This window comes from Nocardioides asiaticus (genome assembly GCF_040049175.1).
Classification (GTDB): domain Bacteria; phylum Actinomycetota; class Actinomycetes; order Propionibacteriales; family Nocardioidaceae; genus Nocardioides; species Nocardioides cheoyonin.
Window position 1 is genome coordinate 749,939 of sequence record NZ_JBDZDM010000003.1, and the last position, 25,012, is coordinate 774,950.

Annotated in this window: 22 protein-coding genes; 9 read left to right on the top strand and 13 right to left on the bottom strand. The window is 72.0% G+C overall.

The annotated features are described in order from the left end of the window. Positions 1–62 precede the first annotated feature (62 nt). Positions 63–971 (top strand): DNA-3-methyladenine glycosylase family protein, encoded by a 909-nt coding sequence (locus ABLE53_RS14160; RefSeq protein WP_348859606.1) that lies wholly within the window; start codon positions 63–65, stop codon positions 969–971. A gap of 2 nt (positions 972–973) precedes the next feature. Here the strand turns inward: ABLE53_RS14160 and ABLE53_RS14165 are convergent, their stop codons facing one another. Then, positions 974–2,218 (bottom strand): phospholipase D-like domain-containing protein, encoded by a 1,245-nt coding sequence (locus ABLE53_RS14165; protein ID WP_348859607.1) that lies wholly within the window; start codon positions 2,216–2,218, stop codon positions 974–976. 25 nt (positions 2,219–2,243) lie between these two features. Continuing rightward, on the bottom strand, positions 2,244–3,917 hold the full coding sequence (locus tag ABLE53_RS14170) for a glycosyltransferase family 39 protein (protein ID WP_348859608.1): 1,674 nt from the start codon (positions 3,915–3,917) through the stop codon (positions 2,244–2,246). A gap of 80 nt (positions 3,918–3,997) precedes the next feature. On the opposite strand from ABLE53_RS14170, the gene uvrB reads away from it, so the two are divergent. From uvrB to ABLE53_RS14185, 3 genes are all read left to right on the top strand, one after another. Continuing rightward, positions 3,998–6,139, top strand: a complete 2,142-nt coding sequence (gene uvrB, locus ABLE53_RS14175; protein ID WP_348859609.1) for an excinuclease ABC subunit UvrB — start codon at positions 3,998–4,000, stop codon at positions 6,137–6,139. 95 nt (positions 6,140–6,234) lie between these two features. Continuing rightward, positions 6,235–7,845, top strand: a complete 1,611-nt coding sequence (locus ABLE53_RS14180; RefSeq protein WP_348859610.1) for a DUF2142 domain-containing protein — start codon at positions 6,235–6,237, stop codon at positions 7,843–7,845. After that, positions 7,842–9,152, top strand: coding sequence for an MFS transporter (locus tag ABLE53_RS14185; protein WP_348859611.1), 1,311 nt, complete (start codon positions 7,842–7,844; stop codon positions 9,150–9,152). Before ABLE53_RS14180 ends, ABLE53_RS14185 begins: the two co-directional genes overlap by 4 nt. Here ABLE53_RS14185 and ABLE53_RS14190 read toward each other — a convergent pair. Then, positions 9,136–10,182, bottom strand: a complete 1,047-nt coding sequence (locus ABLE53_RS14190; protein ID WP_348859612.1) for an AbrB family transcriptional regulator — start codon at positions 10,180–10,182, stop codon at positions 9,136–9,138. The two genes, ABLE53_RS14185 and ABLE53_RS14190, sit on opposite strands and share 17 nt — an antisense overlap. A 47-nt stretch (positions 10,183–10,229) precedes the next feature. Between ABLE53_RS14190 and ABLE53_RS14195 the strand changes: the two genes are divergently transcribed. After that, the gene (locus tag ABLE53_RS14195; RefSeq protein WP_348859613.1) at positions 10,230–10,613 is read left to right on the top strand and encodes an MmcQ/YjbR family DNA-binding protein; all 384 of its coding nucleotides are present in this window, start codon (positions 10,230–10,232) and stop codon (positions 10,611–10,613) included. Here ABLE53_RS14195 and ABLE53_RS14200 read toward each other — a convergent pair. Together ABLE53_RS14200 and ABLE53_RS14205 are read right to left on the bottom strand one after the other, a co-directional pair. Then, entirely contained in the window at positions 10,594–11,259 is a 666-nt protein-coding gene (locus ABLE53_RS14200) for an ion channel (protein ID WP_348859614.1), read from the bottom strand. The genes ABLE53_RS14195 and ABLE53_RS14200 overlap by 20 nt on opposite strands. Continuing rightward, positions 11,256–11,825: a DUF1707 SHOCT-like domain-containing protein gene (locus tag ABLE53_RS14205; protein WP_348859615.1), complete on the bottom strand. Its 570-nt coding sequence runs from the start codon at positions 11,823–11,825 to the stop codon at positions 11,256–11,258. The genes ABLE53_RS14200 and ABLE53_RS14205 overlap by 4 nt, the downstream gene beginning before the upstream one ends. A gap of 71 nt (positions 11,826–11,896) precedes the next feature. Between ABLE53_RS14205 and ABLE53_RS14210 the strand changes: the two genes are divergently transcribed. Genes ABLE53_RS14210 through ABLE53_RS14225 form a run of 4 tightly spaced genes read left to right on the top strand, consistent with a single transcriptional unit; the run spans position 11,897 to position 16,017 of the window. Continuing rightward, a complete protein-coding gene (locus ABLE53_RS14210) occupies positions 11,897–12,919 on the top strand; it encodes an NAD(P)/FAD-dependent oxidoreductase (RefSeq protein ID WP_348859616.1) in 1,023 nt (340 codons plus the stop codon). Positions 12,920–12,972: 53 nt separating this feature from the next. Further along, the gene (locus ABLE53_RS14215) at positions 12,973–14,223 is read left to right on the top strand and encodes a glycosyltransferase family 4 protein (protein ID WP_348859617.1); all 1,251 of its coding nucleotides are present in this window, start codon (positions 12,973–12,975) and stop codon (positions 14,221–14,223) included. Beyond that, complete coding sequence (locus tag ABLE53_RS14220) at positions 14,210–14,923, top strand: class I SAM-dependent methyltransferase (RefSeq protein WP_348859618.1); 714 nt, start codon at positions 14,210–14,212, stop codon at positions 14,921–14,923. The genes ABLE53_RS14215 and ABLE53_RS14220 overlap by 14 nt, the downstream gene beginning before the upstream one ends. Next, a complete protein-coding gene (locus ABLE53_RS14225) occupies positions 14,920–16,017 on the top strand; it encodes a prenyltransferase (protein ID WP_348859619.1) in 1,098 nt (365 codons plus the stop codon). The genes ABLE53_RS14220 and ABLE53_RS14225 overlap by 4 nt, the downstream gene beginning before the upstream one ends. On the opposite strand, the gene ABLE53_RS14230 is transcribed toward ABLE53_RS14225, so the two are convergent. From ABLE53_RS14230 to ABLE53_RS14265, 8 genes are all read right to left on the bottom strand, one after another. Beyond that, positions 15,994–16,686, bottom strand: a complete 693-nt coding sequence (locus ABLE53_RS14230; protein ID WP_348859621.1) for a class I SAM-dependent methyltransferase — start codon at positions 16,684–16,686, stop codon at positions 15,994–15,996. The two genes, ABLE53_RS14225 and ABLE53_RS14230, sit on opposite strands and share 24 nt — an antisense overlap. A gap of 21 nt (positions 16,687–16,707) precedes the next feature. Continuing rightward, positions 16,708–17,916: an acyl-CoA dehydrogenase family protein gene (locus ABLE53_RS14235; RefSeq protein WP_348859622.1), complete on the bottom strand. Its 1,209-nt coding sequence runs from the start codon at positions 17,914–17,916 to the stop codon at positions 16,708–16,710. A gap of 46 nt (positions 17,917–17,962) precedes the next feature. Beyond that, on the bottom strand, positions 17,963–19,300 hold the full coding sequence (locus tag ABLE53_RS14240) for an LLM class flavin-dependent oxidoreductase (RefSeq protein ID WP_348859623.1): 1,338 nt from the start codon (positions 19,298–19,300) through the stop codon (positions 17,963–17,965). Continuing rightward, complete coding sequence (locus ABLE53_RS14245; protein WP_348859624.1) at positions 19,297–21,045, bottom strand: dipeptide ABC transporter ATP-binding protein; 1,749 nt, start codon at positions 21,043–21,045, stop codon at positions 19,297–19,299. The genes ABLE53_RS14240 and ABLE53_RS14245 overlap by 4 nt, the downstream gene beginning before the upstream one ends. Continuing rightward, positions 21,042–21,935, bottom strand: coding sequence for an ABC transporter permease (locus ABLE53_RS14250; RefSeq protein ID WP_348859625.1), 894 nt, complete (start codon positions 21,933–21,935; stop codon positions 21,042–21,044). Before ABLE53_RS14250 ends, ABLE53_RS14245 begins: the two co-directional genes overlap by 4 nt. Continuing rightward, positions 21,932–22,879 carry an ABC transporter permease gene (locus ABLE53_RS14255; protein WP_348859626.1) on the bottom strand — a complete coding sequence of 316 codons (948 nt, stop codon included), beginning with the start codon at positions 22,877–22,879 and terminating at the stop codon, positions 21,932–21,934. The genes ABLE53_RS14250 and ABLE53_RS14255 overlap by 4 nt, the downstream gene beginning before the upstream one ends. Beyond that, positions 22,876–24,528, bottom strand: a complete 1,653-nt coding sequence (locus ABLE53_RS14260) for an ABC transporter substrate-binding protein (protein WP_348859628.1) — start codon at positions 24,526–24,528, stop codon at positions 22,876–22,878. The genes ABLE53_RS14255 and ABLE53_RS14260 overlap by 4 nt, the downstream gene beginning before the upstream one ends. Before the next feature lie 128 nt (positions 24,529–24,656). After that, a complete protein-coding gene (locus ABLE53_RS14265; protein ID WP_348859629.1) occupies positions 24,657–24,974 on the bottom strand; it encodes a DUF4333 domain-containing protein in 318 nt (105 codons plus the stop codon). Between the last annotated feature and the right edge of the window lie 38 nt (positions 24,975–25,012).

The window sequence follows — 25,012 nt, forward strand, 5'->3', positions numbered from 1 at the left end:
CACGCACGACACGACGGCCCGCCGACACCATCGGCGGGCCGTCGCTGCGTTACGGTCGGCCCATGACCGGCCGCACCCGACTCTGGCAGCCGGCGTACGCCGTCCACCTCGGCGGCATGCTCCACCCCCTGCGCCGGGGCAGCGGCGACCCGACGTACCGCCTCGCCGGCGGACGGCACTGGCGCGGCGTACGCACGCCCGACGGGCCGGTGACCCTCGCCCTCGCGCAGACCGCCGCGGGCATCGAGGCCGAGGCGTGGGGTCCGGGTGCCGACTGGGCGCTCGAGCACGTGCCCGCCCTTCTCGGCGCGTACGACGACGAGGCGGGCTTCGCTCCGGCAGACCCGGTCCTCGCGGCGGCCGTGGGCCGCTTCGGCGTGCCCCGGTTCGGCCGCACCGGACTGGTCATGGAGGCGCTGGTGCCCGCCGTCCTGGAGCAGCGCGTGACCGGCCAGGAGGCATGGCTCGGCTTCCGCCGCCTCGTCCACCGCTTCGGCGAGCGTGCACCCGGGCCCGCTGCCGACCTGCGGCTGTGGGTGCAGCCGACGGCGGAGACGCTGCGCCGCATCCCGAGCTGGGACTGGATCCGCATGCACGTCGACCCGGCCCGCTCCAAGCCGGTCGTCCTCGCCGCCCGGGTCGCCGGGAGCCTCGAGCGATGCGCCGGCCTTCCCGGCGACGAGGTCGAGCGCCGGCTCACCACCATCGCCGGCGTGGGGGAGTGGACCGCAGCCGAGGTCAGGCAGCGTGCCCTCGGCGACCCGGACGCGGTGTCCTTCGGCGATTACCACGTCGCCAAGGACGTCGGCTGGGGCCTCACCGGCGAGGGGTGGGACGACGACCGGCTGCGGGAGTACCTCGAGCCGTTCCGCCCGCACCGCCAGCGGGTCGTCGCGCTCGTCTACGCGCTGCGCGGCACCCGGCCCCGCCGCGGGCCGCGGATGGCGCCGCGCACCCACCTGCCGGCGTAGTCCTACAGCAGCGGCCGCAGCGGGGTGAGGACCATCTCGGTGAACTTGCGGTGCACGTCGCGGGCGTCCCACTCGGCCCGGGTGAGCTCGAGGCAGTTGGTCTCGTCGCGCTGGAAGATCTCCTCCATCTGCTCCGCGACCGCCTCGTCGATGACCTCGAGGTTGATCTCGTAGTTGCCGGTGAGGCTGAGCCGGTCGATGTTCGCGGTGCCGACGGTGCTCCAGGTGCCGTCGACGGTGGCGGTCTTGGCGTGGACCATCGCGTCGCGGTAGCGCAGGATGCGTACGCCGGCGTCGAGCAGCTGGGCGAAGTAGCCCCGCGAGATCCAGTCGGCGACGATGTGGTTGGACTTGAGCGGCAGCAGCAGGCGTACGTCGACGCCGCGCCGGGCTGCGTCCTTGAGCGCGTCGACGAAGTCCTGGTCGGGCAGGAAGTAGGCCTGGGTGAGCCAGATGTTCCTGGCGGCCCGGTTGATGGCCTCGATGTACATCGACCGGATCGGGAACATCCACAGCCGCGGCACGTTGCGGTGGAACCGCACCTTCGGCTCCCACACCGACGAGGTCTCGATGAGCAGCGGCCGCTGGGAGGTGCCGAGCCGGCGGCGCCGGTTCAGGTTCCAGAAGTCGGCGAACGCGCGGCGGAGGTCCCACACCCCGGGACCGGTGATGCGGACGTGCGTGTCGCGCCACTCGTCGGCGTACGCACTGCCGATGTTGTAGCCGCCGACGAACCCGACCTCCTCGTCGACGACGAGGATCTTGCGGTGGTCCCGGCCGTAGCGGGAGAGGTCGAAGAACCGCCAGCCGGCGGGATAGACCGGGTAGCGCAGTACCTTCATCCCGGCCGGGAACCGCTTGAACCTCGGCGGCACGACCAGGTTGGCGAAGCTGTCGTAGATGCAGTAGACCTCGACGCCGCGGGCCACCGCGTCGGAGAGCGCCTGCTTGAACCGCTGGCCGACCTCGTCGCCCTTCCAGATGTAGGTCTCGAAGAGGATCTGCCGGCGCGCGCCCTCGATCGCCTTGAGCATGTCCTGGAAGAGGTCGTCGCCGAAGGTGTACGTCGTCAGGGACCCGCCTCCGACCGGGACGCTGCGCGGCGGGGTGACCGGGAACGGCTGCGACTTCTTCCCGCGGCGGCGGTAGGAGTCCACCAGGCTCAGCCCGACGGCGACGAGGACCGGCACCCCGAAGAAGACCGCCAGGGCACGTCGGAGCAGTCTCAGCAGGGAGCCCTTCGTCACAGGGCCAATGTAGTGGCTCGTCCGCTCACCGGGACGGGCACCCGCGGAGGCGGACGAGCTCGACGTACGGGCCCGGCCGGTCGTACGCCGGCGGGTACCAGTCGAAGCTCCAGTCGTAGGAGAACCGCGGAGCCGAGGCGCCGGGCCGGTACGGCGAGAAGACCACCCGCTGCACCGTCTCGCGCTCCAGCCGCGCGTAGTAGGCGCGGGCGCCGGGCAGCCCGGCGACCAGGCCGCGGTCGCGCTGCAGGCTGTTGACCATCACCCAGCAGTAGCCGTCGCGGCGGTAGCCGTCGACCGCCTCCGGGCGCAGCCGCGTCTCGTAGTCCTGGTAGGGCCGCTCGACCGGCAGCGCCGTGAGGCCGGTGCCCTCCAGGTAGTCGGCCGGCACTGCCGGCTCGACGACGACCCGGCGGTCGCCGCGGACGTGGTCGCGCAGCCAGGCGAGGGCCTGGCTTCGGGTGTCCTCGCGGGCGAGGACGCGGTCGCTGCGCACCGAGTCGGCCAGCGGCTGGGCCAGCGCCAGGACCGCGAGCACCGGGAGGACGAGCGCGCGGAGCGCCGTCGGCGACCGGGCCGGCAGGCGCCGTCGTACGAACCCGGCGGTGCGTACGACGCCGAGCCCGGCCAGGATCGCGAGGGCGGGGTACGCCGGCAGCAGCCAGCGCGCGAAGAACCTGCCCTGGCCGCCGAGGTAGAGGTAGAGCAGCACCGGGACGACCACCAGCAGGAGCGTGCGGGCGCGGTCGCGCCGGAGGCCCGCAGCGGCCCCCACGACCGCGAGCGCCGTCGGCACGACGCCGAGCCCCCACAGCAGCGACCGCGGGTAGTAGGTCCAGCCCGTGCCGGTCTGACCGAGCTTCCCCGTGTCCGCCAGGTCCGACTGGTGCGTGATGGCACGGAGTGCGGTGCCCGCGTCGAGCAGCAGGTAGGGGTTGAGGGCGAGGAGCGCCACGGCGGACGTCACCCCGGCGACCACCAGGAGACCCAGCACCCGGGCCGCCCGGTCCCGCCCCCGGAGCACCCTCAGCAGCGCCGCGAGCGCGACCGCGACGGCCCACGCGCCCGCCTGGTACTTGAACGCCGCGGCCACCCCGACGGCGGCGCCGGCGAGGACGTACGACCGCAGGTCGCCGCGCTCCAGTACGGCGAGCGCCCCGGTGAGCGCGGCCGTGACGGCGAGCATCGTCGGCACGTCGTTGAGCGCCTGGTGGCTGTAGAAGACCGGGAGGAACGGGGTCCCGACGAGGGCGGCCGACACCAGGGCTGCCACCCGGCCGGCGTACCGGCGCGCGGCGTGGTGCACGAGCAGCACGAGGAGCGTCCCGAGGAGGGCGACGACGACGCGCGCGACGGTGAGGACGAGGGCCGGGTGGTCGTCGAGCAGCGCGGTGACGTCCCGGCCGAGGAAGACCAGCCGGAACACCGCCGCGAGGAGGTAGGTCAGGCCGGCCGGGTTGTCGAAGTAGTGCGGGTCGAGCCGGCCGTCGGCGGCCGCCGCTGCCTGCGGGACGAAGTGCAGCTCCTCGTCGGGGTTGTAGGCGAACGGCAGCCCGTGCCGGATCCCGACCAGACGGAGCGCGAGCGACCCCGCCAGCACCGCCCCGAGCAGCACCGTCGGGACACCGGGCCGCCGGCGTACGGCGTCGCCGGCAGTCGCCACCGCGGCGTCGGGGCCGAGGTCGGTCTCGGTCTGCACGCAGGCGTTTCTACCGGGCCGGTGGCACCGGCTCGGCGACGCCGGGATGAACTGTCGGTGGCCCGACGTAGGCTCGTCGCATGCGACCAGTGACCGATCTCGAGCGCCGCGTGGCGCCGTTCCAGGTCGTCTCCGACTTCCAGCCCTCGGGCGACCAGCCCACCGCCATCGCCGAGATCTCCAAGCGGATCGAGGCCGGGGAGAAGGACGTGGTCCTCCTCGGCGCGACCGGCACCGGCAAGACCGCGACGGTGGCGTGGGTCGCCGAGCAGGTCCAGCGGCCGATCCTGGTGATGCAGCCCAACAAGACGCTCGCCGCGCAGTTCGCCAACGAGCTGCGGCAGCTCTTCCCCGACAACGCGGTGGAGTACTTCGTCTCCTACTACGACTACTACCAGCCCGAGGCCTACGTCCCGCAGACGGACACCTACATCGAGAAGGACTCCTCGATCAACGACGAGGTCGAGCGGCTCCGGCACAGCGCGACCAACTCCCTGCTCACCAGGCGCGATGTCATCGTGGTGGCGACCGTGTCCTGCATCTACGGCCTGGGCACCCCGCAGGAGTACGTCGACCGCATGCTCCGTCTCAAGGTGGGGGAGGAGCACGACCGCGACTCCGTGCTGCGCCGCCTCGTCGAGATCCAGTACACCCGCAACGACATGTCCTTCACCCGCGGCACGTTCCGCGTCCGCGGGGACACCCTCGAGATCTTCCCGATGTACGAGGAGCACGCCGTCCGGGTCGAGTTCTTCGGCGATGAGATCGAGCGGCTGATGACCCTCCATGCGGTCACCGGCGAGGTCCTCACCGAGGACGAGGAGCTCTACGTCTTCCCGGCGACCCACTACGTCGCCGGCCCGGAGCGGATGGAGCGGGCGATCGCCGGCATCGAGGCCGAGCTCGACGAGCAGCTCGCGGCGTTCGAGAGGCAGGGCAAGCTGCTCGAGGCACAGCGGCTGCGGATGCGGACGACGTACGACATCGAGATGATGCGCCAGGTCGGCAGCTGCTCCGGGATCGAGAACTACTCGATGCACATCGACGGCCGCAGCCGCGGCTCGGCGCCGAACTGCCTGCTCGACTACTTCCCGGAGGACTTCGTCCTCGTCATCGACGAGTCCCACGTCGCCGTGCCGCAGATCGGCGGGATGTACGAAGGCGACATGTCCCGCAAGCGCAACCTGGTCGAGCACGGCTTCCGGCTGCCGAGCGCCATGGACAACCGGCCGCTGCGGTGGGAGGAGTTCCTCGACCGGATCGGCCAGACCATCTACCTCTCGGCGACCCCCGGCGACTACGAGCTCGACAAGGTCACCGGCCCCGACGGCAGGCCGGACGTCGTCGAGCAGATCATCCGCCCGACCGGGCTGGTCGACCCGCAGGTCGTCATCAAGCCGACCAAGGGCCAGATCGACGACCTCATCCACGAGATCAACCAGCGCGTGGAGAAGAACGAGCGCGTCCTCGTCACCACCCTGACGAAGAAGATGTCGGAGGACCTCACCGACTACCTCCTCGACGCCGGCATCCGCACGCGCTACCTCCACTCCGAGATCGACACGCTCAAGCGGGTCGAGCTGCTGCGCGACCTGCGCCTCGGCGAGTTCGACGTCCTCGTCGGCATCAACCTGCTGCGCGAGGGCCTCGACCTGCCCGAGGTGTCGCTGGTGAGCATCCTCGACGCCGACAAGGAGGGCTTCCTGCGCTCCGACAAGTCGCTGATCCAGACGATCGGCCGCGCAGCCCGCAACGTGTCCGGCCAGGTCCACATGTACGCCGACAAGATCACCCCCTCGATGGAGGCGGCGATCGAGGAGACCAACCGCCGCCGAGCGATCCAGATCGCCTACAACGAGGCCAACGGCATCGACCCGCAGCCGCTGCGGAAGAAGATCGCCGACATCACCGAGATGCTCGCCCGCGAGGACGAGAGCACCCAGGCGCTGCTGGAGACCTGGGCCGGGACCGAGGCGAAGGGCCGCGCCGGGAAGGTGAAGGGCAAGCAGCCGACGCCGGTGCTCGGAGACGCGGCCAAGGAGGCCCGCGACCACGGTCTCGTCGGCCTGCCGAGCGCCGACCTCGCCCAGCTGATCCAGGACCTCACCGAGCAGATGAAGGGCGCCGCAGCCGAGCTCCAGTTCGAGGTCGCCGCCCGGCTGCGCGACGAGATCTCCGACCTCAAGAGGGAGCTCCGGCAGATGTTGGAAGCGACGAAGTAGGCGACAAAGCGCCCGACGAAGTAGTCACCGACCGTTCAGCGACTCTTCGCCCCCGGACCCACGGTCGCGGTCCGGACCGCTCCTAGTGTCGTGGTGTGGTCGACGGTCGGGGGGCGTACGTGCGCTCGGCACTCGTCCCGTGTCTGCTGCTCGCGGCGCTCGGCTTCGTGATGAGCCTCCAGGTGGCGGTGGCGATGGCGCCGCTGCGGCAGGCCGACGAGCGGGCCCACGCGGGCTACGCGATCGTCCTCGCCGAGGGTCACCTGCCGACGATCGACTCGCGGATCCCGTACGACCCCGGTCGCTACCCGGGCCTGAGCGACAGCATGTTCGGCAAGGACCTGGCCCACCGCGACATCTGGACGGCCAACCACCCGCCGCTCTACTACGCGCTCTCGGTGCCGCTCGTCTACCTCGGCGACGCGATCGGCCATCCGGGCGCGACCCTGCTCGGGATGCGCGCGCTCAACGGGTTCGGCTTCGCCGCCACGGTCCTCCTGGTGGGTCTGCTCGCCCGGGAGCTGCTGCCCAGACGTCCCGCCGTGGCCGTCGTGTCCTCGGCGGTGGCCCTCTCCGCCGGCTCGATGACGTTCCTGGGCGGCGCGATCTACAACGACGGCCTCGCCAACGCGGCCGCGTTCCTGACGCTGCTCGCCGGGCTCCGGATGGTGCGCGGCGGCATCTCCCGGCCCTGGCTCGTCACCGCTGTCGCGTCCGGCGTCGCCGCGGCGGCGCTGCGGTCGACCGGCCTCGTCGCGGTCGCCGTCACCTGCGCGGCGGTCCTCGTCGCGGCGTACCTCCGCGACCGGAGCCGCCGCGGGCTGCTCCGCGGGCTCGTCCTCGGTGCCGGTCCGGGGGTCGCGGCGGCCGTGGCGATCGGCTGGTTCTACGTCCGCAACCTGCGGCTGTACGGCGACCTGACCGCCTCCGACGCACTGTTCGCGAAGTTCCAGCGCACCCCCAACGGCTCGACCCTCCACGTCCTGACCGACCCGAGCTTCTACCGCCTCCAGATCGGCTCGCTGTGGACCGACGACGACATCCCCAACCACTGGGGCGTCCTCGGGGCTCTGCTCATGGGGCTCACCGCCGTCGGGCTGGTCGTGCTCGCCCGCCGGCGTGACCTCGGCGTCCCCGCCGGGGCCGGTTCCGATCCGGAGCGGCTGCGGAGCCGAGCGGCCTGGGTGCTGGTGGGCGTCCACAGCGCGATCGTCCTAGTCAGCGTCGCCGGCTTCATCGCGGGCGGCGGCTGGATCCACGCGCGGTACGCCGTACCTCTTCTCCCGCTGCTGTGCCCCGCGACGTCGCTCGCCCTGCTCACCCTCGGACGCCTCGTCCTCGCCCGGCTCCGGCGCCTCGACCACGGGCCGGTGACCGTCCGCGGCGTCGCGCTCACCGACCTGCGGATCGCGCTGCCCGCGACCATCGCGCTCCTCGGACTGGGGCTGCTCTGCCACTTCGACACCGAGCGGACCGTCGACGGCCCGGTCCACTCCGTGGCCGGCGCGGGGGTCATCGTGGTGGCCGACCTGTGTGTCGCGGCCGTCGCCGTGCTCGTCGTACGCGCCCTGGGCCGCCGGATGCGGCCGGACCCGGCCCTCGTGGACGACTGGCTCCCGGCCAGGACGCCGCTCGGGACGCCGTCCGCCCTGCCCGTGGACAGCCAGGCCGGGCACCCCCTCCGAAGCCGTAAAATCGGCTCGTGAACCGACCCGCCCCCGCCCCCTCCGGCCGTGCCTGGCTCGTGTGGGGGGTGGGACTGGCGGTCTACGTGCTGGCGGTGTTCCACCGCAGCAGCCTCGCGGTCGCCGGGCTCGCCGCGAGCGAGCGCTTCGACATCAGCGCCAGCCAGCTGGCCACGTTCGCGATGCTCCAGCTGCTGGTCTACGCCGGCATGCAGATCCCCGTCGGCCTGCTGGTCGACCGGTTCGGCTCGCGGACCGTCCTCACCTGCGGAACGGTGCTGCTCAGCCTGTCGCAGGCCGGGTTCGCGCTGGCGTCGTCGTACCCCGCCGCCCTGGTCGCGCGGGTCTTCGTCGGGATGGGCGACGCGATGACGTTCATCTGCGTGCTGCGCCTCGTCAGCAGCTGGTTCCCGGGTCGTCGCGTGCCGCTGGTCAGCCAGCTCACCGGCAACATCGGCCAGCTCGGCGCGCTCGGCGCCGCGGTGCCGATGACCTGGGCGCTCGGCCACCTCGGCTGGACGACCGCCTACCTCTCGGCCGCCGTCCTCGGGCCGGTCCTCCTCGTCGTGCTCCGCCTCGTGCTGCACGACCACCCGGAGCAGCGCCACGTCAGGGGCACGCCGCTCAACGGCCAGGCACTCCTGGCGAGCCTGCGGGCGTCGTGGGCGCAACCCGGCACGCGACTCGGCTTCTGGGTCCACTTCACCACGCCGTTCAGCGCAACCATGCTGGCGCTGCTGTGGGGCTACCCGTTCTTCGTCAAGGGCGAGGGCGTCAGCCCCACGACCGCCGGCACCCTGCTGAGCCTGATCGTCGTCGCCAACATCGTCGGCGGGCCGGCGATGGGCTGGGCCGCCGGGCGGCATCCCTGGCACCGGTCGACCACCGCGCTGGCCGTCGTGGGCGCGATCGTGGTGGTCTGGACGGTCACCCTCGCGTGGCCCGGACAGGCGCCGGTGTGGCTGCTGGCGGTGCTCGCGTTCGTGGCCGGCGTCGGCGGTCCGGCCTCGATGATCGCCTTCGACGTCGGACGCACCAGCAATCCGGCGACCCGGCTCGCGAGCGCGAGCGGCATCATCAACCAGGGCGGCTTCGTGGCCGCGCTCCTGGTCGTCCTGGCCGTCGGCTGGCTGCTCGACTGGCGTACGCCGGGCGGCGGCGTCGACTACCCGCCCTCCGCGTTCCACTGGGCGCTCACCGTGCAGTACCTCTTCTGGGGCCTCGGCGCGATCCAGATCTGGCGCTATCGCCGGCGCGTACGCCGCTCCGCGGGGCGGGCCCGGATCGACGCGGGCTCGACGGTCGTGGAGATCACGCGCGCCGCCTGAGCCACCGGGCAAGCAACGGCGTGCACAGCAGGATGACGAGCAGCCTCACAAGCTGGACGGCCATCACGTAGGTCACGTCGCTGCCGCTGTCGGCCGCCGTCGCGAGGACGGCGAAGAGGCCGCCCGGCGTGGTGGCGAGGTACGCCGTCAGCCCGTCGACCGGCGTCACGACGGCGAGGACGGCTCCCATCGCGGCGGTCGCCGCCACCATCGCGACCATGATGCCGAGCACCGCCGGCAGCATCCGGGCGATCGCCGCCAGGCTCTCCCGGGTGAACCGCAGCCCGACCTGGACGCCGATGAGGCCGTACGCGAGCCACTGGAGCGGGGCGGGCACGCCGACGGGACCGAGCCAGCCGGCGGAGGCGACCACGGCGGCGACGAGCAGCGGCCCGAGCAGCGACGCGGTCGCCACCGGCACCACGGCAGCGACGAGCAGGCCGACCCCGAGCGAGACCACGACGTACGCGAGCGAGGGCAGCAGCGCCGTGTCCCGGGTCGACAGCGAGCCCTGCCCCCGCTCGGGCCGGAAGACCACCGCTGTCACGACGGGCATGATGAGCAGGACGACGAAGACCCGGAGGTACTGCACCACCGTGACCACGCGGTCGTCGGCGCCGAGGTCGCGGGCCACGGCGACGACTCCCGAGGCCCCGCCGACGATCATCGCGAACGCCCCGGTCATCTGGCTGACGTCCTCCCGGAGCGCGAGCAGACGGCCGGCGACCAGGCTCACGACCACGGTCCCGAGGGTGACCGCGATGATCGTGGGGGAGTCCGAGCCCATCGAGGCGAGCGCGGAGAAGCTGATCATCGTGCCGATCGTGACCCCGACCAGCCCCTGCCCGAGGCGCGCGACCGGATGCGGGAGCTCGAGCCGGACCGGCGAGGTCAGCGCCTGCGCCATGCCGCCGCCGAGGGCACCGAAGAGCACCGGCGAGGGCACGTGCAGGAGCCCGAGCAGCACGCTCACGACGACGGTGACCACGAGGACCAGCACGGCTGCCTGGAGGCGGGTACGGGTCCTCATCGATCGCTCAGCCTAGGCGACGACGGCGGGTGGCTAGAGTGCGGACCATGGACGTGGAGGCGCTCACGGCGTACTGCCTCGGGAAGCCGGGCGCATGGCTCGACAACCCGTTCCACGAGGACCACCCGCTGGTGAAGGTCGCGCCGGGGGAGCGGGGCAAGATCTTCGCGTTCCTCGGCACCGAGACGGTCGGCGTCAAGTGCGGCGCGAGCCGGGAGGTCGCCGACGAGTGGCTGCTGCGCTACCCGGACGACGCGTCGGTGATGGCCTACATCGGCCGGTCGGGATGGAACAGCCTCCGCCACGACGGCGCGATCCCCGAGGACGAGGTGCTCGAGGCCATCGACGAGTCCTACCGGCTGGTGGTCGAGAAGCTCCCCAAGCGGCTGCGCCCCGAGGGCTGGGCGGACGCTATCGGCGCCGGCGGGTGATCGCGAGCCCGACCAGCCGGGAGACCACGAGCGCCACGTAGAAGACCCCGGCGACCTCCTCCAGCACGACGAACGAGCGGGCGTGCTCCTGCACCGGCCCGAAGTCGCCGAGCCCGACGCTCGTGAGCGTGGTGAAGGAGAGATAGAGCAGGTCGTACCACGGTCGCTCGGACCCGAACGAGCCGGCCCACAGCACCTGGACGGCGGCGTACACGTACGCGAACGCCCACGCCACCACCGTGAACGCCGCGCCGGTGGCGAACAGCTCGTCGCGGGTGACCTCGTCGTCGTGGAAGAGGTACCGGATCAGGCCGTACGAGACGAACAGGTAGAAGGGGACGTGCAGGCACGCCGACGCCAGCACCACCCAGTCGACGTGCGGCGACACAGACTCCCACACCGCGAAGACCATCGCGGGCACACCGAAGAGCACGGCGAACCACGTCACCACCGGCGTACGCCGGACCACCCGGAGCGCGCTGAACACGGCGAACAGCTGGATCACGCCGATGACCGCGCGGCCGGCGGTCGAGCCGTCGAGGAACGGGTAGCCGACCAGCACGACGAGCTGGGTGGCGAGCAGCACGGCGTTGGGGTGCGCGAGTACGGCGTGGACAGCGGCCGCGGAGTCTCGCCGGGGGCTCACCGCTCGTCCCGCTCGTCGTCGGGCGAGCCGTCGCCGTCGTCGGGCGAGGCGCCGTCGTGCCGGCCCGGCTCGAGCTCGCGGGCCGCCTTCTTCTCGAGCCTGCGCACCTCGCGCTCGATGATCGCCTCCCGGTTGACGGCGGTCTTGACCAGGTTCCCCCCGGTGACGACGACCGGGAACACCGGCCAGAAGAAGTGGTGGACGCCCCCGGTGACGAGCCAGATGACGATGCAGACGAGGCTGACGAACGCGAAGCCGCCGAAGGCCTCGGCGACCTCGGTGCGGTACTTCGCGACCCCGCGCTCGCGCAGCTCGGTCCGGGGCGGCACGGCGGGGACCGGGTCGGCGGCGACGAGGTCGGAGACCAGTCCGGGCAGCTCGCCGAGCGTGCGGCTCCCGAGCAGTGCGGCCGTGCGCTCGTCGTACTCCTCCCGGGAGAGCCGCCCGTCCGCGTACGCCTCGCCGAGCAGGCCGCGCACGATCTCGCGGTCGGCGTCCGACGCACGCATCGACGCGTTCCGGGGCAGACGCGGGTCGAGCCGGAACGACTCCCAGAAGGGCTCCACGGCCCCACATTAGGGTGCGCAGCAGCCGCTCTCACTGGCGGACACGGCTGCATCACGGCAGGATCGAGGACGTGAGCACCGACGCCACGGATCCCGTCGCCACCGGCCCGGCCACCGGCGCCGCCGGCGACACGAGCGTCGACCTGGTCGTCATCGGCGCCGGGCCGACCGGGCTGTTCGCGACCTACTACGCGGGCTTCCGCGGGCTCTCGGTCGCCGTGGTCGACTCGCTGCCCGAGCTGGGCGGCCAGGTGACCGCGATGTATCCCGAGAAGCAGATCCTCGACGTCGCCGGCTTCCCGAGCGTCAAGGGTCGCGACCTGGTCGAGGGGCTGGTCGAGCAGGCGGCGACCGCCGAGCCGGCGTACCTCCTCGGGCGTACGGCGGTCGGCCTCGCTTCGACCGACGACGGCGTGGAGCTCAGCCTCGACGACGGCTCCCGCGTGCGCGCGCTCGCGGTCCTGATCACGGCAGGGATCGGCACGTTCTCGCCTCGCCCGCTCCCGGCGGGCGACGGCTGGGAGGGCAGGGGGCTGGACTTCTTCGTGCCGAGCTTCGCGCCGTACGCCGGCAAGGACGTCGTCGTGGTCGGCGGCGGGGACTCGGCGCTGGACTGGGCGATCCACCTCGAGCCGGTCGCGCGGTCGGTGACGCTCGTGCACCGGCGCGCGCAGTTCCGCGCCCACGAGAAGAGCGTCGAGCGGCTCCGGGACTCCTCGGCCCGGATCATCACCGACGCCGAGGTCACCGACCTGCGCGGCGACCCGTGGCTCGAGGAGGTCGACGTCGCCCACGAGGGGACGACCGAGACGGTCAAGGCCCAGCAGCTCGTGGCGGCGCTCGGCTTCATCGCCGACCTCGGCCCGATCCAGCAGTGGGGGATCGAGACCCAGAAGCGCCACATCGTCGTCGACCAGACGATGGCGACCAGCCTGCCGCGGGTGTTCGCGGCAGGCGACGTCACGGAGTACCCCGGCAAGGTCAAGCTCATCGCCGTCGGCTTCGGCGAGGCGGCGACCGCCGTCAACAACCTCGTCCCCGTCGTCCACCCCGGCGCGCACATCTTCCCCGGGCACTCCAGCGAGGGAACCTGAGACCGATGCCCTAAGGTTACTCGCGGGTCACCCCGCGAGAGAGAGGGCGTCGGATGCGGATCGCGCTGCTGTCGTATCGCAGCAAGCCCCATGTGGGCGGCCAGGGCGTCTATGTCCGCCACCTCAGCCGCGAGCTGGTGGGACTGGGCCACACCGTCGAGGTGTTCTCCGGGCAGCCGTACCCGGAGCTCGACGACGGCGTACGCCTGACGAAGGTGCCGAGCCTCGACCTGTACGCCGAGCCGAACCCCTTTCGCAACCCACGGCCCTCGGAGCTACGCGACCTGGTCGACGTGGAGGAGTGGCTGCGGATGCGCACCGGCGCCTTCCCCGAGCCGCTCACCTTCGCCAGGCGGGTGATGAGGCTGCTCGCCGAGCGGGCGGGGGACTTCGACGTCGTCCACGACAACCAGACCCTCGCCACGCCGCTGCTGGGCGTCGAGGAGCTCGGGCTGCCGCTGATCACGACCATCCACCACCCGATCTCCTTCGACCGCCGGATCGAGCTGCGGACCGCGCCCGGCCTGCGGAAGAGGTTCGGCGTCTGGCGGTGGTACTCCTTCGTGCGGATGCAGGCCCGGGTCGCCCGCCGGCTGCGCCGGGTCATCACCGTGTCCGAGACGTCGCGCCGCGACATCATCACCGAGTTCGGCGTCCACCCGGACCGTGTGCGCGCCATCCTGCTCGGCGTGCCCGACCGGTTCGTGCCGCCCACCGCGCCACGCGTCCCCGGTCGGATCCTCGCGATGGCGAGTGCCGACGCGCCGCTCAAGGGCGTCGCCACGCTGCTCGAGGCGTTCGCCAAGCTGCGCACCGAGCGCGACGTCGAGCTCGTGCTCGTGAGCCGACCGAAGCCCGGCGGTCCGACCGAGCGGCTCGTCGACCGGCTCGCCATCCGGGACTCCGTGCGGTTCGTCCACGGGATCTCCGACGACGACCTCGTCGCGCTGATGGGCTCGGCCGAGATCGCCTGCGTCCCCTCGCTCTACGAGGGCTTCTCGCTGCCCACCGCCGAGCTGATGGCGTGCGGCACGCCGCTGGTGGTCTCGCGCGCGGGCGCGATCCCCGAGGTCGTCGGTCCCGACGGTCTCTGCGCCGACCTCGTCACCCCCGGCGACGTCGGCGAGCTCGAGCAGGCACTGGAGGCACTGCTCGACGACCCGGCCCGCCGGGCGGCGTACGGCGCCGCCGGCCGCGCCCGGGTCGAGGAGCTGTTCAGCTGGCACGCCGTCGCCGAGCAGGTCGTGGCGGCGTACGAGGAGATCATCCGGGACTTCAAGAAGGAGAGCGATGCTGACCGTTGACTTCGACCGGCTCGGGCTGCAGCCCGGGGAGCGGGTGCTCGACATGGGCTGCGGCGGCGGTCGGCACGCCTTCGAGATGTACCGCCGCGGCGCCGACGTGGTCGCCTTCGACCAGGACGCCGACGAGCTCGCAGGAGTCAACGAGTGGTTCTGGGCGATGAAGGAGTCCGGCGAGGTCCCGGAGGGCGCCAGCGCCGAGACCAAGGAGGGCGACGCGCTCGCGCTGCCGTTCGCCGACGGCGAGTTCGACCGGATCGTCGCCGCCGAGGTGCTCGAGCACATCCCCGCCGACATCCAGGCCATCGAGGAGCTCTCGCGAGTGCTGCGACCGGGCGGCACCCTGGCCGTGACCGTCCCGCGGTGGTTCCCGGAGATCGTCAACTGGAAGCTCTCCGCCGACTACCACAACGTCGAGGGCGGCCACATCCGGATCTACACCGAGGAGGAGCTCGCCGACAAGGTCACCAAGCGCGGGCTCCTCCTCGTCGGCAGGGACCACGTCCACGGCCTGCACTCGCCGTACTGGTGGCTCAAGTGCGCCGTCGGCGTCGACAACGACCGGCACCCGCTCCCGCGGGCCTACCACCGGCTCCTCGTCTGGGAGATCGTCAAGCAGCCGCGCGTGCTGCGCTGGGCCGGCAAGGTGCTCGACCCGGTCATCGGGAAGTCGCTGGTGCTGTACTTCCGGAAGCCGGCGTGACCGTCCCGTACGTCGACGGGGTGCTGACTCCCGACCAGGTCCGCGCCACGGCCGCCTCGATCGCCCGCCAGCAGGAGCCGTCCGGGGCGATCCCGTGGGTGACCGGCCAGCATGCCGACGTCTGGAACCACGTCGAGGCGGCGATGGGGCTGCTCGTCGGCGGGCACGTCGAGGAGGCCGAGGCGGCGCTGCTGTGGGTGCCGACCCACCAGCGCGCCGACGGGTCCTGGCCGATGCGGATCGTGTCGGAGTCGGTCGAGGACGACCGCGGGGAGACGAACATGTCGGCCTATCTCGCCGTCGGGCTCTGGCACCACTGGCTCGTCCGCCGCGACCGCTCCTTCGTCGAGCGGCTGTGGCCGAGCGTCCTGTCGGGCCTGGACTGGGTGGTCGGCCTGCAGCGGGAGTTCGGCGGGATCGCCTGGACCCCCGTCGACGACCTGTGCCTGCTCGCCGGCGGCTCCTCGATCTACCAGTCGCTGCGTGCCGGGGTGGCGCTCGCCGACCTGCTCGACCACCCGCAGCCGGAGTGGGAGCTGGCCGGGGGCCGGCTCGGCCATGCCCTGCGGCAGCACCGCGACCTGTTCGCCGACAAGTCGACGTACTCCATGGACTGGTACTACCCGGTCCTCGGCGGCGCCGTCCGCGGTGAGCCCGGTCGCGCGCTCGTCGCGTCCCGCTGGGACGACTTCGTCGTGCCGGGGCTCGGGGCGCGCTGCGTCGACACCAACCCGTGGGTCACCGCCGCCGAGACGTGCGAGCTGGCGATGGCGCTCGACGCGCTGGGTGACCACGGGCGCGCCCTCCGGCTGCTGGCGCAGGTCCAGCACCTGCGCCACGAGGACGGCGGCTACTGGACCGGGTGGGTGTACGACGACCCGGCCTACCCGAACGACAACCCGAACGCGTTCTGGCCCGAGGAGCACACCACCTGGACCGCGGCAGCGGTGATCCTCGCCGTCGACGCGCTGGGGGAGAGGTACGGCGCCGCCACGCCCGGCTCGGGCATCATGCGCGGCACCTCGCTCGCCCCGCCCTTCGACGAGCTCGCGCTCGAGTGCGGCTGCCCGTCAGGCGACCCCGTCGCGCGCTGACCCGGTCACCGGGTCGCCCGCCGACCCCGCGGCCCGACGCAGGACCCGCATCGACCCGAGCGCCTCGACCTCCTCGAAGGCCCCCGAGGCGAGGGCGGGCAGGTAGATCTCGTCGTACGGCGGTCGCCCGCCCTCGGCCGGGTCCGGGAAGACGTCGTGGATCACGAGCAGCCCGTCCCGCATCACCCACGGCGCCCAGCCGCGGAAGTCGTCCCTCGCAGGATCGACGCCGTGGCCGCCGTCGACGAACAGCAGCGACAGGGGCGTGCGCCAGTGCCGGCTCACCGTCGTGCTGCGGCCGACGACCGCGACGACGACGTCCTCGAGGCCGGCCGCCTCGATCGTCCGCCGGAAGAACGGCAGCGTGTCCATCCGGCCCGTCGCCGGGTCGACCAGCGTCTCGTCGTGGTGCTCCCAGCCGGCCTGGTTCTCCTCCGAGCCGTGGTGGTGGTCGACCGTGAACACGGTGGCCTCGCCGCCGACGGCCCGCGCCGCGGCGCCGAGGTAGACCGCCGACTTGCCGCAGTAGGTCCCCACCTCGAGCACCGGGCCGTGCGGCAGCCGTCCGACGGCGTACCTGAAGAGCAGCTCGCCCTCCTCGGGGGGCATGAACCCCTTCGCGTCGAGCGCGTGCTTCAGCAGGTCGGCGGGGACGGTGTGGTCGGGCACGCCCGTCACCCTAGACGTGCCTCACTCCAGCCGCGTGCCCGGCTTCCAGCGGAAGATCAGTCCCTCGCCGTTGATCGCGTGGTCGCCGACGGCGCGGGACTTGTAGATGACGGGATTGTGCACCGACAGCGTCCGCGCGTTGCGCCAGTGCCGGTCGAGGTCGAGGCCGTCGGAGACGATCGACGCACCGCCGACGTCGAAGAGCCTCGTGATCGCGGTGAGCACGCCGTCGACGATGACGACGTGGGCGCGGCTCATGTCGAGCTCCGCCTGCTCGAGGAGGGCGTCGGCCGAGACGTCCTGCGCCGCGATGGCCGGGAGCGCCCTCTGGAGCGACCCGACCGCCGCGAAGAGGGCCGACTCCGCCGCGAAGAGGGTGCTCAGCGCGTCACCGACGAGCGCCTTGACCTGGGGGTCGTCCTTCGGGAGGGCGGTGTTGGCGTGGCTGAAGGAGCGCTTCCGCTTCCGGACGTAGTCGACGACGTCGGCCGCCGCGCCCCGGCCCGCTCCCACCATCGCCGTGAGGATCACGAGCTGGGCGATGGGGGAGTGGATCACCCGTCCCTCCGGCGCGGGTTCGATCCCGTCACGGTCGACGTCGGCATCGGTGAAGACGATGGTGCCGCTGCCGGTGGTGCGCTGCCCGAAACCGTCCCAGTCGTCGCGCTGGTCGACACCGGCGGCGGTGACGGGGACGCGGGCCTGGTACGGCTTGTCCTCGTAGGTCGCCTGGACGTTGATCCAGTCCGAGAAGAGGCTGCCGGTGGTGTAGTACTTCGTGCCGTTGAGGACGAGGCGGCCGTCCTTCTCGGTCAGCGTGGTGTCCGATCTGCCCTGCAGGTTGCTCCGCTCGCTCGTCGCATTGCCGAAGATCGCGCCCTCGCCGACGAGCCGCAGCCACCGGTCGCGGGTCTCGCTCGGCGGCTGGAGCATCTGCTGCTCGACGAACAGGTAGTGGGCGCGCAGGATCTGCGGGCAGTTCGAGTCGGCCTCGCCGAGCTCGAGCAGCAGCCGGAACAGGTCGGTGAGGGTGAGCCCGACGCCGCCGTACTCCTCGGGGAGGCGGAGCCGGCCGATGCCGAGCCGCTTGAGCTCGGCGATCTCGTCGTACGGGAGCCGGCGATCCTGGTCCCGGGCGGCAGAGCTCTCGGCGATGCGTCGGAACACCGGCCGGAACGGCTCGGCGACCGCCTCGTAGTCGTACGTCGGGGTCGCGGTCTGCGTGGTCATGTGTGGTGCTCCTCGTGGATGCTGGTGGGGGCGCGTCGGGGCAGGGTCAGAGGGCGCCGACGACGTCCCGGGTCGCGTAGCGGCTGGCGGGTCGGGGAAGGCCGAGGTGGTCGCGGAGCGTCTGGCCGGCGTACTCGTGCCGGAAGAGGCCACGCTGTCGCAACAGCGGGACGACCTCGTCGACGAACGTCGTCAACCCGGCCGGCAGCACGTCGGGCATCAGGTTGAAGCCGTCGGCGGCGCCCTCGCGGAACCAGTGCTCGATGGTGTCGGCGATCTGCTCCGGCGTACCGATCGCCCAGCGGTGCATGCCGGCACCGAGCAGGGCGATCTCGCGGGCTGTGTGGCCCTCGCGGGCGAGGCTGGTGATCGCCTCGACGAAGCCCCGCGAACCTCCGCCCTTCTCGAGGCTCACCAGCAGCGACTCGGGAAGCCGTTCGTCGAGGTCGATCTCGTCGGGACCGACGCCGAGCTGGGTCAGCATCCTGGCGACCGCCCACTCGGTGCCGGCGATCTCGTCGAGCTCGGTCTTGCGTGCCCTCGCCTCTTCCTCCGTGGACCCGATGACGGTGCACAGGCCCGGCATGATGTTGATCGTCTGCGGGTCCCTGCCGTACGCCGCCGTCCTGCGCTTCATCTCGGCATAGAACCGCTGGGCCTCCGGGAGGGTGGTCTGCGCGGCGAAGACGAGCTCAGCCCAGCGGGCGGCGAGGTCCTTGCCCTGCTCGGAGCCGCCCGCCTGGACGAGCACCGGCCGTCCCTGGGGGCTCCGTCCGAGCGGGAGCGGGCCGCGCACGGTGAAGTGCTCGCCGCGGTGGTCGATCGGGTGGATGCGGCCGGACTCGACCAGCTTCTCGCCGAGCTCGGCGACGTAGGCGTCGTCCTCCCAGGCATCCCAGAGCTTCGTCGCGACCTCGATGAACTCGTCCGCGCGGGCGTACCGGTCGTCGTGCTCCGGCAGCTCCGGCAGACCGAAGTTGGCCGCGGCGGCCGGCGCGTAGGTCGTCACGGCGTTCCACGCCGCCCGACCGCCACTGACGTGGTCCAGCGTCGAGAACCGCCGAGCGAGGTTGTAGGGATCGTTGAACGTCGTCGAGAGGGTCCCGACGAGCCCGACCCGCTCGGTCACGGCGGCGAGGCCACCGAGCACGACGGTCGGCTCGAGGCTCGGATTGGCGCGGCCCGTCTGGTCCTCGCCCCAGGCCGGGACGTCGGCCATGAACACGACGTCGAACGTCCCGCGCTCGGCCTCGCGCGCGACCTCCGCGTAGTGCTTCAGGGTGAGGTGCGCTAGCGGGTCCTCGAGCGTCCGCCACGCGGCCGCGTGGATGCCGTCGGCGTAGATGTTGACGCCGAGGTGCAGCTGCCGGTCGGGGCTGGTCATGGGTGGCTCCTCCGGGTCGATTCCTGGGTCGATTCCTGGGTCGGCATGGTCGGTACGGCGGCGACGAGCCGCCGCGTGTAGTCGTGCTGGGGGTTCAGGAAGACGTCGTCGACGTCGCCCTGCTCGACCACCGAGCCGCGGTGGAAGACCAGCACGCGGTCGGCGACGTGGTGCACCACGCCGAGGTCGTGGGAGATGAACACCAGCGCGGTGCCGTGGGCCTCACGCAGGTCGCCCAGCAGATCGAGGACCTGCGCCTGGACGTTGACGTCCAGCGCCGAGACGGCCTCGTCGCAGACCAGCACCCGCGGGTTCGGCGCGAGGGCGCGGGCGATCGCGACCCGCTGGCGCTGGCCGCCCGACAGCGTCCGCGGGTGGCGGTCGAGGAACCGCTCGTCGAGTCCCACCTGGCGCAGCAGGTCGACACTGCGGTCGGCGACCGCGGTCTTGCCGAGCCGCAGCGGGCGGAGGTTCTCACCGATCACCTTCCGGACGGTGTAGCGGGGGTCGAAGGAGCTCAGCGGATCCTGGGGCACGAGCTGCAGCTCGTGCCGAAGGGGCCGACGTTCCCTCTCCGTCGCGGTCGCCCACGGGCTGCCGTCGAGGAGGACCTCGCCGGCCTCCGGCCTGGTCAGCCCGAGGAGTACGCCGGCGCACGTGCTCTTGCCCGAGCCGGACTCACCCACGATGCCGAGCACCTCGCCACGCCCGACGCTGAACGAGACGTCGTCGAGGGCTGTCGTCACGGAGCCGGAGCGCCGCGACCCCAGTCGGTACGTCTTGCGAAGGCCGGACGCCTCGACGACAGGCCGCTCGACATCCACGCCGGCGGCGCTCGCCACCGGTCGGTCCGTGACCTGAGCGACCGGACCGGTGCCGCCGTCGTCCGTGCTGTCGTCGACGCCGACCTCGGAGAGCCGACGCCCGCGGGATCCGGCCGACGGGATCGCCGCGAGGAGTCGACGCGTGTAGGCAGCCTGCGGTCGTCCGAGGATCTCCGCGGTCGTGCCGGTCTCGACCACCTCGCCGTCGCGGAGCACGACGATGCGGTGGGCGATCTGGCTGACGACCGCGAGGTCGTGGCTGATGAGAAGCATCCCGGTCCCGGCCGCCACCTGCTCGGCCAGCAGGTCGAGGATGACCTTCTGGACGGTCACGTCGAGCGCGGTGGTCGGCTCGTCGGCGATGATCAGGGCGGGGTCGGCCGCGATCGCCGTCGCGATCAGGGCACGCTGCCGGAGCCCGCCGGAGAGCTCATGGGCGTACTGGCCAGCGCGGAGGCCCGGGTCGGGCATCCCGACCGAGGCGAGCACGTCGAGGGCCCGCTGCGCTACCTCCGCCCTGGGTACGACGGCGTGCCGGCGCAGCACCTGCTCGACGGCGCTGCCGACGGTCTGGAGCGGGTCCAGCGACACGAGCGCGTCCTGCATCACGAGCCCGGCGAACCGGCCGCGTACGCCACGCCAGTCGCGCTCGCGGAACCCGAGCGCGTCGCGGCCGTCGACCCGCAGCGTCGCGGCGCGGATCTCGGCGCCGGGGCCGGAGAGCCCGACCAGGCTGCGGGCGGTGATGCTCTTGCCGGACCCGGACTCTCCGACGAGCGCGACGCACTCACCGGCCCGCACCTCGAAGGAGACTCCCGCGACCGCCGTGGCGCCGTGAAAACCGATGCTGAGGTCGGCGACCTCCACCAGCGGCTCCGCGACCTCGGTGCCCGGCTGGATCGGAATGACCGTGGTGCTCATGCGAACCGCCCTTCGAAGCGACGCTGCCAGTACCTGCCGACGACGGTGAACGCGATGACCGTGACCGCGATCGCGAGGCCGGGGAACACGCCGGGCCACCACGCGATCCGGAGCCCGTCGCGGGCCTCGGAGAGCATCAGGCCCCACTCGGGCAGCGGGGGCTGGGGGCCGAGCCCGAGGAAGCTCAGCGCCGAGACCGCCATGAGCGTGGTGCCGATGTCGATGGTCGCGAGGACCGGGATCGAGGTCAGCACGTTCGGGAGCAGGTGGCGGACGAACGTCCGGCCACGGGTCGCGCCGTACAGCACGCCCTGACGGACATAGTCCGCGTTGCGGACCAGCCGGGTCTCGGCCCGGACGACCCGTGCGAACTTCGGTACGCCGGCGATGCCGATCGCGATCGAGATGTTGAGGGTCCCGGAGCCGGCGAGCGCCACGACGAGCAGGGCCAGCAGGACCGCCGGGAACGCCGAGACGAGGTCGAAGACCCGGGAGAGGAGCTCGTCGACGACCTTGCCGAGGGTGCCGGCGAGCACACCGAGCAGCGTTCCGACGACTGCGCTGATCACGACGGCGCAGAGCGCGATGAGCAGTGAGTAGCGGGCTCCGTGAATGACGCGGGTGAGCACGTCACGGCCGAGCCGGTCGGTGCCCAGCCAGTGGTGAGCGCTCGGAGGCTGCAGCACGGAGGTCAGGTCGGCCATCCGAGGGTCGCCGTGCGCGAACACGCCGGGGGCGATCGCCCATGCGACCAGCAGCAGGACGACGAGGCTGGCCAGGATCACGCCGACGGGCGGGATGGCCCCGCGCGTCCGACGACCGGTGCCGGCGGCGGCTCGCGGTTCGGGCAGCCCGAGGTCGGGATCGGTGGTGACGGTGGAGGTGGTCATGCGGTACGCAGCCTCGGGTCGATGGACAGGTGGAGGACGTCGACGAGGGTGGACACGACGACGTAGACGAACGCAGCGATCAGGACGACGGCGAGGACGACCGGCATGTCCTTCGTCGTCACGGCGTTGAGGGTGACCGAGCCCAGCCCGGGCCGACTGAAGACCGACTCGGTGATCACGGCCCCGCCGAGGAGCGAGCCGACCAGCCAGCCGGCGAGGGAGAGGACGGGCAGGAGGGCGTGCTTCAGCGCGTGCCGGACCCGCATGGTCGCCTCACTGACGCCGCGGGCGCGGACCGTCGTCACGAACGGCTGGTCGAGCGTCCTCTCCATCGCGTCGCGCAGCACCTGGCTGAGGACGCCGGCCGTCGGCAGGGCGAGGGTGATCGCCGGGAGGACGAGCGCCGCGACGCTCCCCGCCCCCGCCACCGGGAAGAGCTTCAGCTTGAACGAGAAGATCATCAGCAGGACGATCCCCACCCAGAACACCGGGACCGAGCTGCCGACCAGCTCGACGGTGGAGGAGAACGCCCGCAGCCGGGGCCGGCCGGCGGTGAGGACGGCCGCCAGGACGCTCGCGACGACGGCGAGTACGCCGGCGGCGACCGCCAGCTCGACCGTCGGCATGACCTGCGGGCCGATGACGGAGGTGACCGGCTGCCGCATGGTGTACGACGTCCCGAGGTCGCCGTGGGCGAGCCGGCCGAGGAACTCGGCGTACTGGACGAGGATCGGCTTGTCGAGGCCCCACTGCCGCTCGAGGCTCTCGCGCAGGCCGGGGTAGGTGTTGTCGCCGGCGAGGATGTCGGCGACGTTCCCGGGCATGGCGTGCAGGGCGAGGAAGGCGGCCGTCGCGGCCGCCCAGAGGACGGCGATGCCGGCGACGACTCGGGTGGCGAGGCGCCGGAGCAGCGGGCCGTGCTGCTGGATGGCGGCGATGGTCATGACCGCTCCTTCCAGAAGTCGTAGGCGGAGGCCGGGGTGTCGAGGTTGGGGTCGAACCCGAGGCCGTGGACGAGCGTCGTCGCGGCCAGCTGCGACGTCGGTGCGTAGAGCGGCACGATGTAGGCGCGGTCGACGGCGCGCTGCTGGATCTGGTCGACCAGCCGCTCCCGCTCGGCGCGGTCCTTCGTCTGCAGTGAGCGCGCCATCCAGGAGTAGAGGGTCTGGTCGTTGCCCTTCTTGATCGCCTGGTAGAGGAACCCGGTCGGCCCGATCAGCTGTGTCTCCATGAGCGCGGTGTCGCCCGGGTTCATCGTGTTGGGATAGATCGACCAGGTGCCGTTGGTCTCCTGCGAGGTGAACTCGCCGATCGTGATGATCTTCAGGTCCAGGTCGATGCCGACGTTCTTCTTCAGCTCTGCCTGGATGCCTTGGATGAGCACGTCGCGGTGGTCGCGGACGTAGTCCTCCGGGTAGCCGACCTCGACCCGCAGCCGCTTGCCGTCCTTGGTCCGGTAGCCGTCGGAGTCCCGGCCGGTCCAGCCGGCCGCGTCCAGCTCGGCGTTCGCCTTGGCGACGTCGTCACCCCAGGCACCCACCAGCTCCTTGTCGGACTCGGCGTCGTCGGGCCCGATGTTGGACCAGGCGCGGTCGTAATGGCCGAGGTAGAGGCTCTTGACCGCGGTGTCGAGGTCGAAGCCGTCGCGGATGGCGCGACGTACCCGGATGTCCTTGAGGACGCCGCGGGTGTAGTTCAGGTTCAGGGTGAACGCCGTGTTGCTCGACGGGCCGTCGAGGAACTGGAAGCCGGGCTGGCCCTTGAAGGCGCTCACGTCGGTCGACTGGACGCCCTCGATGACGTCGACCTGGCCGGAGCTCAACGCGCCGCTGCGGACCACGTCCTCGGGGAGGAAGCGGATCGTGACCGAGTCGAGGTAGGCCGGTCCCTGGTGCTGCGCCCAGGTCGGCGCCCAGTCGTAGTCAGGGTTGCGGACGAGCGTGACCGACTGGCCCCGCTGGTAGGACCCGAACTCGAAGGGCCCGGTGCCGCTGAGGGACTTGCCGCCGCCGCAGAGCGCGTCTCCGAGCTTCAGCGACTTCGGCGAGAGCATCCCCAACTGCACGCTCGAGAGCGACTCCAGGAAGGACGAGTCGGGATGCTTGAGCCGCACCCGGACGGTGTCGGGGGAGACGACCGACGCGCCGGCGTACGACTGCAGGTAGGTGGCGGAGTTCTCGGCGTTCTTCGGGGCCACGACGTCGTCGAGGTTCGCCTTCACCGCGGCGGCGTCGAACTTCGTGCCGTCGGTGAAGGCGACGTCGTCGCGGAGACGGAAGGTGTAGACGGTCCCGTCCGCGGAGACGGTCCAGCTCTTGGCGAGCCACGGCCCGAAGCCGCCATCCGGCTCCTTGGAGACGAGCGAGTCGATGTAGTTCCGCTCGAGCATGTAGCCGTTGGTCTGTGTCGTACGACGGGGATCGAAGCAGGTGGGCTCGGTCGTGACGCCCCAGGTCAGATGACCGCCGTGCACCGGCGTCGCGGTGTCGTCGACGGTCGCTGGCGCGTCGATCTGGGCGCAGCCGGCGAGCCCGGCCGCCAGGACGGCGGCGGACAGCGCCCTGGCGGCGCGACCGAAGGCGAAGGTGACCACGGGTGAGGCCTCTCGATGTGGGGGACGAGGGGGTGGGGCCCCTCAAGGCCGCTTTACCTTGGCACACCGATCTTAAATTGAGCGACTTTGTTGACTATCGGGAATCTCACATGGCCGTCCGCCCCCGGCTACGACATCGGCTTGTCGTCGACCCTGATGTCGAGGTGGTACTTCGTGCCGTCGACCCGGTCCACCGTCACCGTGACGCCGATCCTGTCGCCGCCGGCGGTGAGCACGCACCGGGTCTTCGCGTGGAGCTTCGCGTCGAGGTCGCCGGGACAGCTGATGTCGTCGGGCCGCTGGCCGACCGACTTGGTGAGGCCGTCGGAGACCTTCTTCTCGAGGTCGGCCTTCTTGATCTCCGGCGTGCCGATCGAGGCGCTGGCGCCGCAGCCGGCGACCAGGAGCGCTGACAGGATGACGGCGGCGACGGTCGTGCTCCTCATGTCCGGAGACTGCCCTAGGCTGACCGGCGCAAACGTCC